Raw genomic sequence first — 10,600 nt, forward strand, 5'->3', positions numbered from 1 at the left:
TCGCCCACAGTTCTACTGTGTGGCTCTCAAATTGGATGGTTTGGCCCATTTTACGGCTAGGATAAACTCCACTGACGTTTTTGGCGCGTCCTTGTACTCTGCGAGAAGGTGGGGCAGCACGAATTGCGGCGATTAGTAAGAGTGTTTGCGCCGTTAGTTGCTGTTGCTTACACCAATAATCAAATTCGTCGTCTGTCATGAGAGTTTTTCATTCACAGAAAGAGTGTTTCTCTTTGTCAGGAGGTAGTTTTAGGCTTTCAGGACGCCAGAAAAAACTACGGAGTCATGGTCTTAAGTGAACCATATCTTGGAATTTTGAACCATATTTTGAATTAAAAGTTTAAGTTAGAGCAATTATTTCAGAAATTTTTTGTCCAAGTTTTGTCTCTTTGTATTTTTTCAACTCGTTCTTTAATTATGCTTCAGAATTTTAACTCTATCTCATGATTTGATTCAAAGTTTTATGTTGTGATTGGTGAAAAAGCCCGAAATTGCGTTAACTCTTTCTCGATTTATGGTTCAAAATTTTTTCCAAATTATGATTCAAAGGACAATCAACGATGTTGTTGTATATGAACTGGGAGCCAATGGAGCAGAATTAATCGGAAAAAATTGGAATTCAGAATGTAAAGAGAGAATCAAAAAAATCATAAACACATTGAAGAATAATTACGCATCATCCAATAAAAAAACAATAACTTTAATTGAAATATTACCTAAAGATAAGTTTTGGAAGGATGCAGATCAAGACCCAAAACCATGTTTTCGCCCTGCATTAGCAATGCTTGGTAGCGTCACCGACCATTTTGTGACTAAAGATGATTCAGAAGATGACCGTCAAGATGCTTTAACTGAAGAAGAACTCAACAACGCAATTAATGAAAGAGAAGAAACAATAGAAGCGAATAAACAAGAGGAAAAATTTGAAAAAATTCCTCTCAAAAGTAATTTAGCATATCGTATGGAATCATCGCTTAAAAGTTTGCTATCTATGGCAGGTGCCTATACAATTCCTACTATAGAGGCAGAAAATTTTCCCTCCGATGTCGCCAGCATAGGCGTTTATCTAATTCCTTACTATATAGGTGACAGCACTAAATATCTTCCTGTTGCAGTGCAGATGGACAAAACAGGTATTACTGCTAAAGCTTTTGGTTGTGATAATTGGCTTGACTTTCACACATTTCAAGTCAAAATGGCATCAGGCTTGAAAGAAATTACTCCCATTGACCTAAATCCAATCAAAATTCAGTCTTGGGTATTTAATAATCTATTCCAAGAATGTCAACAACCAACTCTTTTCTGCTTTGATACAACTAATCTTCGTAAACGCGGTTTAGTCTTTCTTCAGAAACAGTTTTGGCAAAAGCATTGTCTTGCTTTTAGTCCCGATAAAGATAAACCTATTTGTTTTATACCCACATCAAATTATCCACACATTCGGGTAGCCAGTATCATTGCACCTAACAATGAACATGAAGTGCCTCTTTATCGCGGTTGTGATGAAGATGGCGAACTGAAAGGGCATACGGCGGGGGTATTTTACCCTTCATCTCTTGATTCTGAGTGTGGAAACTATTACTTGAGTAACCAGCGTCCCGAAACCCGTAGTGGAGGTATTTTAAATGAGAGCAAATTAGTTTATTTACCTAAAGCTAGAGGTGACAATAAAGGAGAACTAAAAAAACCAAAACCTCGTGCCCAAGGGTACAACCCCCGTGGTGTATTTCTCAACCTTACCCTACAGTTTGGAGACTGTTTTAGCGACTGGGCGAACTACGTTCAATGCCTGCGGCTCTATGGATTAATTCAATACCTTGACGCTACAATTTTTCCGGCTCCGCTCCACCTTGCTGCTGGACTTGATGCCTATCGACCAATTCAAGCTATTCGCGAGCCATAGTCATGAAACATCTTAATTAATCAAATGAAAGTTTACTATATCTAGTTGTCGCTACAAATACTCTATCGAGGTAAGTCATGACTGATAATTTCGACAAGTCAAACTCAGAACTTTCTCAAGCTGCTGAAGATTTGTTAAAACGAGCGTCTTCTCAGCTAACTGCTAACCAACGATGCCAACACATCCGTAAAATGACCCCTGTATGGGCGTGGCTTCATATCACCCAAGGGATGGAGAGGTATCAAGTTTTAGGAGATAACTGGCTTGAAGTGACTGAGCCAGAGATTTTGCAACTTATCTCTAAATGCGAGTTCACCGAACTTGATGACATGTCAGAAAACAGTAATGTCAAAGCAGGGCTTTGGTTTGACATCGGGCTAAACGGTTGGTGGGGCAGCGAGATCAAAGCTTGTAAATTTGGTAACAATGAGACAGATGGCATACTGTTCTTCATCGCTAAACATCGCCAAGATTAACGAAAGCAGTGTTGAAAAAGTGGACAAACTCATACTACATTTATAGTATGCTGAGAGTTACTTGTGGGTAACTTTGTCCAAACTTTTAGAAGCGGCTAACAATAGCTTGATTTGCTCAAATTTGGCATAGTAGGCATATAGGAAAGCAGGTTTAGACTATGCCATCACTGAATCCCCCTCTTACCAAAGATGATTTCATCAACTCTCGCTGGCAGCATGTAGTGAACAGCAGTGAGAGGAAGGACTGTCTTACCAAAAGCAGCGCTTTTTGGAAAAAGGCTCAAGAGGCAAGAGAAGCGGGAAATATTAGAGAACAAGCTGTTTTTGAGATTTTAGCCGCCGTAACTAGTGCTGCAATCAAACCAGAGTCAACGGATGAGTTCTTTGCTAATGTTTTCGGTGACCTCACGAACGAGCATCTAGATTTTCTTGCTGGGATTGCATCTGTTATATCAGACCCCGAACTTCAGGCACGAGTTGCAGATATTCTCTGGGTTAGACGGCGTGATTATCGAATGGGTCAGCTAGCAGTTACTGCTTATTTACAATCAGCGGCAGAGGTAGAAGATCCAGAAAAGTGGACTTGTTGTTTCGAGAGGATTGAGCGGGCACTTCGGCTAGCACGTAAAATTAACCATCAAGCGGATACAGTTGTTAACTATATTGAGACAGTTCTTGCACGCTATAACGGAGAAGATCCCCTGTGGCTATCAGCCAAGTTGATGGAGCTTTTGCAAGAATACCGACTCGGCGATCCAATGAAATATGCTGCCCTCGCTGAAAAAGCTGCAACCCTAGCAGAATCGGCGCGTGATTGGCGTAGGGCACGAACTCTCTGGGACATTAAGGCAGTATGGCATCGCATTGAGGGAGACAACGATAAGGAACGTGCTGCTTCAATGCTAGCTGCTGAGACTTACGTTAAGGAAGCTTTTGATGCTCTCAAGGGAACACCACCGAGCTACCTAGTTGCATCACGCTTTATGCAGCAAGCTGTTGTGGCATTTAGAAACATACTTGGTACTACAGAGGAAACGGCGGATGCAAAAGCGAGATCTGAAGAGGTTCACAAACTCCTCCTACAGTACCAAGAGGAGTCCCGAAAGGAGTTAGTTTTGAGTTCTCATGAGGCTAACACTAGTGAAATGGTTGAGCAAGCCAGGGCACACGTTAAAGGAAAAAGCTTCCAGGACGCTATCTTTGCTCTAGCTTTATTGGGCGCTCCAACTAACGTTTCGGACCTACGAAAACAGGTGCATCAATATGCTCGCGAGTTCATTGCATCCCATCTTTTCCCTGTTGTCATGATGAATGATACGGGTAAGGTTACAGCCCGCCAACCACGCTCAGTCCTTTCTAGTAATCCCGATGAGGCAGAAGCAGCGACTCGTTTCGAGATGAATAGGAATGCAGTTTTTTATCAAACATTCCATGCACAAGCTTTTATTGAGCCTGCTAGATATCAAATTAATCTGGAACATTCTGTACAGCTTAATGATTTACTTTCAATTGTGTCAAACAGCCCTTTTGTCCCACAAGAGCGAGAATATCTGTTTGCAAAGGGACTTTACGCAGGACTAACCGGAGATTTTTTTACATCCACTCATATTCTCATTCCCCAAATTGAGAATTCAATTCGTTATCTATTGTGGCAAAGGGGTGCAATAACTTCTGGACTTGACGATAGCGGTGTTCAAAATGAACACAATTTGAATTCTACTCTTTACCGTCCAGAAATAACCGAAATTTTCGATGAGAATACACTATTTGACCTGAAATGCTTATTGGTTGAGCATTCTGGCAGCAACCTGAGAAATCGGATGGCTCATGGTTTAATCAATGACGGTGAATTCAATGGTTCTCTCATGTCTTACCTGTGGTGGCTTACATTAAGACTCTGTTGTTTGCCAATCTTAATATATCAGCAGAGGGTTGAACAGTCCGATCCGTGGGTTAAATTTGCTGGTATGTTTAAAGACGACCCGCTCTTTGATGAGTTTGTAGAGGATATGGCTGCTTATCGACGTGAACTAGATGCTGAAGTTGCTGCTGATGAAATCACTTCAGAGGAGCACCAGTCAGCGTGAGTCGATATATCCTGGATACCGATCATGTTACTCTCTTCCAGCATAATAACGAAAGAATTGCACAACGTGCTAGAGATGTTGGTAGTTCAAACATATTTGTTACAACTGTCACACTTGAAGAGCAATTGAGAGGAAGACTAGCGGGTATTAGCAGAGCGGCTACAAAGCCCGAGCAGTTAGCAGTTGCTTATAACAACCTCCGAAGAACTCTGCTTTACTTTTGCAGTGTGAATTTACTGGATTTTGATGATGCAGCATATAACTGCTACCAAAATCTGCTCCAACAAAAAATTCGGATAGGTACACAAGACCTGAGAATCGCTGCCATTGCCATAGCTAATCAGATGATCCTTGTCACACGCAATCAGAAAGACTTCAGCAAAGTTCCTGATTTAGCACTTCTGAATTGGACGGTTTAAGAGACAGGTGTTTACTTTATTTGCTCCTATGCCTGTTTGTGCCGTTCATCCTGAGGGTGTTGAAGGTGAACTCTGCCAGGATTGGGAGAAAGAATAGGGAGGAATATATGGATTACAAAAATTTTATTAAATGAGATCTCACAATAGTAAACTTTTGTTCTAGACTTAAATTTTCGTTTACATCATCTATAACAATAATTGAAAAATCTCTTCGGAATTCCAGAAAAAGCTCCAGGTAAATCTCATTCAACTTTCCAATAGTATTTGGGTTAATGACCCAAGGAGTCCCATTTGAATCAAATTTATATTTTTCTCTCCTAGTTAATATCTTTTCATAAGATGTTAAAAACAAAAAAATCATATCTGTTTGAAACAAAAAAAGATGGGTGATTAACCATTTCTCTATATAATTTGCTACTTCTGCATAACATTCATTGTTAGAACGAAGTAATCTAGTCCATGCTATCATATCAAATAAGCCCCTATTAAAAATTAACATTCTTTCTTGCAATGGATCATGAGTATTTATAGCCTTTCTTGTTTTTAAATAAGTATCAAAAATTCCCCAGAGAATTCTTAAATCAAAATTACTATTTTTCATAGTAAACTCATCATCATCTTGTGTAATAATCAGGCAATTTACGGGGTCTTTGTCATTCAGGCAAATCCTTTTTATAATTGAGTTTTTACCTGCGCTAGGAGTTCCACTTAATTCTATTATCATTGTTCGTTTTACGGAATATAAGGAGTTGCGCTGTCCCAGATAGCATTCGCTTCTTCTTGGAAATATTCATACCAATAGCCATCAACTGGACGTACAATAAATTTGGGTCTATTTGCTTGACGTGTTTTATAACCGTAATACCATAGATAAAATGTTCCTATAGGGGTATCTGAATCAACTAAAATTCCTCCATGTGCCAAAGGAAAATTTATCAAACGTATTTCTAACATTCCTTTTTTATTGATTTGCATTTTCATCAAACTGTCTAAAGTATACTGTATTTGTAACTTCAAAGAATCTACGTTAATCGGGGCATACTTTGCATTTGCTGAAATTTCGCAAGCTGAACTTTTTGGAGCGATTAAAACTATTCTAAGGTTTTCTCCTTTCTGGAGTCTTTTCTCAAATAAAGGAAAAAGTAATTGCTGAGTTTTCCCTAAAGTAACACCTAAAACGAGTAAATTTTTACAGTTGATAATATGATTATTAATTTCCTTTTGGGTATCAAGAGAAAAATCCGTTAGAAAATAATCATCTTTAGGGTCATTAAGATTTTTTATAATTTTGTCAAGCCTGTGTCTATTACCTATTGTTGCAATAGTAAGTAATGCTAACACAGCTACAGTAAATGGAGCAATTTTAGACTGAGCTTTGTCGCCTAATATATTCATCGTTACTAATGCTATGGCTGCTAAGATAGTTAAGTAAAGGTCTATATTTTCTCCTTGACTTATGTCAGTCCAAATATTTCTTAATAATTTCATTATTAGGATTCCTTCTCTAAACAATTTGCGTTTATCTTAATTATGAGCGAAAGACCTACGGGAAAGCCTTCCCTTGACTCTACCCTGTGTCATACTTATTCCCGCCTAGTAGGCAGGAAAAATTAAGAACCTGTGGATAGTCGCGGATTAATGCGATGCACAGTCAGCCTTTTCAGACAAATTAGTAAACTTAGTTAACTGGTCTAGCGATTGATATTTTGAACTATCAGGTAAGATTGTTTCCTCATTTAAAATTGCCTCTTCTAAATCAGCACCAGAGAGGTTGGCACTTTTGGGGTTGGCACCTCCAAGTTTGGCACCAGAGAGATTAGCATTTTCAAGGTTGGCACCTCAGCAGCGTTTATCAGTAACGTTCGCCCGGTAGACAAAACTCGCTTCTTTTCTGGTAAAGATTTCACCCAGTTATCGAACTTAAAGCGCCACTTACCCATAGATGACCCCAAGCAGAAGTACATAGTTATACTTCATTCTCCAAGTGCTCATTTACAGGAGTGTGCTTGTTTACTTCACCAAAATTTTGAAAATTTGGCAGAGTAAACACACATAAAAGCTTTACTGTTGGGTATGCGGTCAGGAGTCATCGGGTGTGGTGCCATCGCCGCGATCGCACTCCAAAACAAAATCCCAGGCTCATCACCTTTGGTACGGATTTGGTACGAAGTTTGGTACAGGGGGAGCACTTATTGCAACTCATTCCGGCAATTGTTGCGAAGAAGGGCGCTTGTTGACAATCATCAAGCTGATTTTTCCTGTTCCGCCTTCCATAAAGCGATGCCTTGGATCGCATTAGAGGCACTTTTTTGATGCGCTTCGTACCAAGCGTGTCTGTAATTTTTTTTATTTTCTTAAGCGATAATATGGGAAGTTTCAAATAATTTTTTTTGCCAAGTCTCAATTAGGGCATAATTTTAGCTGGTGCGGTGAAGCGTGCTTTTGGTACGAGAGGACATAGACTTGGTACAGCGCACCAAACTGTACCATCACCGAATCCTAATAGAATATTTTCTCATTTATCCGGAGTACCAAACTGTACCATTCAAGGTGTTAGGCTATGGCATACATATATGCCAAATTCTCGCCTTCAGGATACCAATCTCTCGCAAGTCAACCGTAATTTTAATGTTAGCCATGTTTTTACTCTTTTCATGAAATTGGAATTCTGATAATAAGAAACGCATCATTACCATTTTTTGCGTTTCTTATTGCTTTCACCCCAAATTGAGGCTCCATTTGGGGTAGTTAGGCTTTACGAATCTTTCTCGTTATCATCTTCATAAATAGATTTACCATTTGAATCTTTAGGTTCTCTACCCCCAATTTCTTCCGGTTCTTTGTCTAAATTCCAAACGTGACCGTGTTTTCCACCCGTTCTATCCTGTTCTCTTCCATGCAGAAAATCGGTAACAACCCCATCTTTAGTAACTTTGATATTTGCGCCAGTTTTTTCACCTGTTTCTGGGTCAATAGTTTCAAAATCTTTTTTTTTCCACTTAGAATCACTCATCTTTAATTCCCTCCACTTAGTATTTTTTACCTAGTGTTATCTGAAGTTTTAACCTTCTACTATATAAACGATAATTTTTTTATCCAAAGATGATATTATTAACTCGATATTTCAAACCCAAGACATAAATTTTTTTAAAAATGGGAACTCGATTAAGCAAAATAAGTCTTTTTTCAACGCATTTTTCTAGTGACGAAAGAGTTTTATACTAACGAAATAAAAATTTAGGATTGAAGTCCCCTAGAAAACTGAAACCCGAATGGCATAAGTATTTGACAATCTTACACACCACCTAAAAATCAAATCTTAATGTCACCCAGACGATATTTTGTCTGGGTGACACATCGGAATGTATAAAGAGGAGAAAAGAGGGGGAAATCAAGGATTGCTCTTGCTTGACCTGACAGTCGCGATCGCCATGATGATAGGTACAGATTAAGGAGGCACAGACATGGAACCAGACATAGCTGTATTACTTTCGTAAAACAGCAAGGTGAACAATTAAGTACACTTGGATTGAATGTTCGTCACATTAATTACTACACTGACTGGATTCTCAGACTAGTGTCAATGGCTTTGGCGTGCAAATAACTACAATCCTCACGGAGAACTCAAAACTCTCAATCCAAGCTAATTCAAGAATCGGCGGTATCGGTGCTGATGTGTTAGTTGTATAAGCGATTTTCATGTATGTAGTCGTTTATTCGGGGTTATGTGGTGCGATAATGTAAGACGTTAATGAAAAGATGCATTGTCATAAACGACTGTAGATGGATATTATAAGTACTTTTACTGAAAATTCTATTACCTCTGTTGCCAGTCAACTGCAAACCAATAACGATTTTTTGGCGGAGTTGCAGCAGAAAGCTCAAACTACCCAGCGGGGGTATGCTGGCAATATCAAGATATTTTTTGAGTATTTCTTACAAAGGAAACCAACGCCAAGAGATATTGAGGAGTTCTGGGGGTTAGATGAACAGACGGCTAACGGGTTAATCCTCAAGTTTAAAAATCATCTGGTGTCTGAGGGTAGGAAAGCAGCAACTATTAATCGTTATTTGGCTGCTATCAAATATCTAATAAAAGTGGGGCGTAACCTCAAGCGGTGTCAATATCAGTTTGATAGCGATCGCATCGAATCTTTGAAAGTGACAAAATACCGCGACACCAGAGGCGTGGGAGTAGATGAATACAACAAAGTATTTGATGTGATTGATACCACTTGTGCTAAAGGGAAGCGGGATTATGCCTTATTTCTGCTGCTTTGGGCAAACGTCCTACGTAGGGGAGAGGTGGCTAAGTTAACAGTGAGGGATTTCGATTACCACGAAAACACATTAATTGTTTATGGTAAGGGCAAGGGGAATGATGAAACGAGGATTGATTTAAACCCTTTTGTTGCAGAGGCGATCTCTGATTGGTTGGGTTGTCGCACTAATCTCAAACCCAGCGAGCCGTTATTTATTGCACTGGACTTCCATAACTATGGTCATCAGCTGACAGGAGATGGAATCTACGCGATCGTGCGAAAGACTTGCGATCTTGCTGGCATCAAAAAGCGCATGAGTCCGCATAGAATCCGGCATTCAGGTATTACCGATGCTCTTGACTTAGCAGAAGGTGATTACCGGAAGGTGCAGCACCTCAGCCGTCATGCTGACCCTAGAACAATCCTGGTTTACGAGGACAACAAAAATCAGTACCAACTGGAGTTAACTAATAAATTAGCAGCCCGTGTTGGGAAAAAGCGGAAATCTTAATATCAAATTCGGTCAAAAAAGCCACCAAAATCTGATAAATTAAGTGACATGACACAGAACATTTCATGTCTAAGTACAAAACAGAAGTTAAAATTGGAGAGGGATAATTAACAGGATTTCGTATGCAGCAACAAAACTGTGAAGCCGTGTTTGAAAATGGCGTTTTACGCCCTATCGGAAATCTCCAACTCGCTGAGGGTGAATCCGTCAAACTTATTGTAGAATCTCATTCAAGCCCCAAAACAAAACGCTTTCCAAAAAAAGGACTTATTGCTCAATTAACAGACAATCCAATCAAAATTGAAGATTTTCAGCCTTTGACAAGAGTTGAAGCCAATGAACGTTGATGAATCTCAACAGAGCTTTATTGACTCTAATATTTGGTTGTATCGCTTTATTATCAACCCTCGTGACACTGATGCTATCTCCAAACAACAAATCGCTACAACTATCACAAATTCCCAAAATATTTTAATCAGTACACAGGTGGTTAATGAGGTTTGTGCCAATTTAATCCGTAAAGCCGGGTTTAATAACGCCCAAATTCAGATATTACTGGAAGAATTAGAGCAAGGTTGTGAAATCTTACCAGTCTCTCTCGAAACGCTTCAGTTTGCTGTAAAATTACGCGCTCAATACTTACTTTCATTTTGGGATAGCCTCATCGTTGCGAGTGCCGTTTTAGGGGATGCAAGTATTCTTTACTCGGAAGATATGCAAGATGGTTTAATAGTTGAAAATACCTTACAGATTGTCAATCCATTTAGAGTGAATTTCCCCCCTACCAAAAAGAGCGACTCCACCAATTGATAAACTGAGTGGAGAAATTACTGTACTCTGTTCAATTTTTGAGAAATTACAAGAAGTCAAAACTGAACTAGCCAACCATGATTATATCTTAGCTATTAAAGCCTATCAGGAACGTTTACCAATTCGCTGCAC

The 10,600-nt window shown here is 39.3% G+C and carries 13 protein-coding genes and 1 pseudogene; 8 read left to right on the forward strand and 6 right to left on the reverse strand.

The window, feature by feature from the left end; all coding sequences use genetic code 11:
• Positions 1–199: hypothetical protein (locus ACKTT2_RS01845; RefSeq protein WP_407883381.1), on the reverse strand; the 199-nt coding region annotated here is incomplete at its 3' end.
• A gap of 339 nt (positions 200–538) precedes the next feature.
• Here ACKTT2_RS01845 and ACKTT2_RS01850 point away from each other — a divergent pair.
• The 4 genes from ACKTT2_RS01850 to ACKTT2_RS01865 all read left to right on the forward strand — a co-directional run bounded on the left by ACKTT2_RS01850 (position 539) and on the right by ACKTT2_RS01865 (position 4,885).
• Positions 539–1,903 carry an RNaseH domain-containing protein gene (locus tag ACKTT2_RS01850; RefSeq protein WP_407883383.1) on the forward strand — a complete coding sequence of 455 codons (1,365 nt, stop codon included), beginning with the start codon at positions 539–541 and terminating at the stop codon, positions 1,901–1,903.
• 77 nt (positions 1,904–1,980) lie between these two features.
• On the forward strand, positions 1,981–2,379 hold the full coding sequence (locus ACKTT2_RS01855) for a hypothetical protein (protein WP_407883384.1): 399 nt from the start codon (positions 1,981–1,983) through the stop codon (positions 2,377–2,379).
• Between the two features lie 158 nt (positions 2,380–2,537).
• Complete coding sequence (locus tag ACKTT2_RS01860) at positions 2,538–4,466, forward strand: DUF7380 domain-containing protein (RefSeq protein ID WP_407883386.1); 1,929 nt, start codon at positions 2,538–2,540, stop codon at positions 4,464–4,466.
• Entirely contained in the window at positions 4,463–4,885 is a 423-nt protein-coding gene (locus tag ACKTT2_RS01865; RefSeq protein ID WP_407883388.1) for a type II toxin-antitoxin system VapC family toxin, read from the forward strand. The genes ACKTT2_RS01860 and ACKTT2_RS01865 overlap by 4 nt, the downstream gene beginning before the upstream one ends.
• Before the next feature lie 112 nt (positions 4,886–4,997).
• Here the strand turns inward: ACKTT2_RS01865 and ACKTT2_RS01870 are convergent, their stop codons facing one another.
• From ACKTT2_RS01870 to ACKTT2_RS01885, 4 genes and pseudogenes are all read right to left on the reverse strand, one after another.
• Positions 4,998–5,609: a hypothetical protein gene (locus tag ACKTT2_RS01870; protein WP_407883390.1), complete on the reverse strand. Its 612-nt coding sequence runs from the start codon at positions 5,607–5,609 to the stop codon at positions 4,998–5,000.
• A gap of 8 nt (positions 5,610–5,617) precedes the next feature.
• Positions 5,618–6,373 (reverse strand): hypothetical protein, encoded by a 756-nt coding sequence (locus ACKTT2_RS01875; RefSeq protein ID WP_407883392.1) that lies wholly within the window; start codon positions 6,371–6,373, stop codon positions 5,618–5,620.
• Positions 6,374–6,520: 147 nt separating this feature from the next.
• A pseudogene (locus tag ACKTT2_RS01880) lies at positions 6,521–6,673 on the reverse strand (hypothetical protein); the annotation flags it as partial.
• Positions 6,637–6,825, reverse strand: a complete 189-nt coding sequence (locus ACKTT2_RS01885) for a hypothetical protein (protein WP_407883394.1) — start codon at positions 6,823–6,825, stop codon at positions 6,637–6,639. The pseudogene ACKTT2_RS01880 and the gene ACKTT2_RS01885, both read right to left, overlap by 37 nt.
• A 153-nt stretch (positions 6,826–6,978) precedes the next feature.
• Between ACKTT2_RS01885 and ACKTT2_RS01890 the strand changes: the two genes are divergently transcribed.
• Positions 6,979–7,122 (forward strand): hypothetical protein, encoded by a 144-nt coding sequence (locus tag ACKTT2_RS01890; RefSeq protein ID WP_407883396.1) that lies wholly within the window; start codon positions 6,979–6,981, stop codon positions 7,120–7,122.
• 518 nt (positions 7,123–7,640) lie between these two features.
• On the opposite strand, the gene ACKTT2_RS01895 is transcribed toward ACKTT2_RS01890, so the two are convergent.
• A complete protein-coding gene (locus tag ACKTT2_RS01895; protein WP_407883398.1) occupies positions 7,641–7,898 on the reverse strand; it encodes a hypothetical protein in 258 nt (85 codons plus the stop codon).
• Positions 7,899–8,668: 770 nt separating this feature from the next.
• Here ACKTT2_RS01895 and ACKTT2_RS01900 point away from each other — a divergent pair.
• The 3 genes from ACKTT2_RS01900 (at position 8,669) to ACKTT2_RS01910 (ending at position 10,468) form a co-directional block, all read left to right on the forward strand.
• Complete coding sequence (locus ACKTT2_RS01900) at positions 8,669–9,658, forward strand: tyrosine-type recombinase/integrase (RefSeq protein WP_407883400.1); 990 nt, start codon at positions 8,669–8,671, stop codon at positions 9,656–9,658.
• 122 nt (positions 9,659–9,780) lie between these two features.
• Positions 9,781–10,005, forward strand: coding sequence for an antitoxin family protein (locus ACKTT2_RS01905; RefSeq protein WP_407883402.1), 225 nt, complete (start codon positions 9,781–9,783; stop codon positions 10,003–10,005).
• Positions 9,995–10,468: a PIN domain-containing protein gene (locus ACKTT2_RS01910; RefSeq protein ID WP_407883404.1), complete on the forward strand. Its 474-nt coding sequence runs from the start codon at positions 9,995–9,997 to the stop codon at positions 10,466–10,468. Before ACKTT2_RS01905 ends, ACKTT2_RS01910 begins: the two co-directional genes overlap by 11 nt.
• Positions 10,469–10,600: the final 132 nt, after the last annotated feature.

Origin of the sequence: Scytonema hankhaensis NUACC26 (assembly GCF_045865695.1) — a bacterium.
GTDB lineage: Bacteria > Cyanobacteriota > Cyanobacteriia > Cyanobacteriales > Nostocaceae > Scytonema.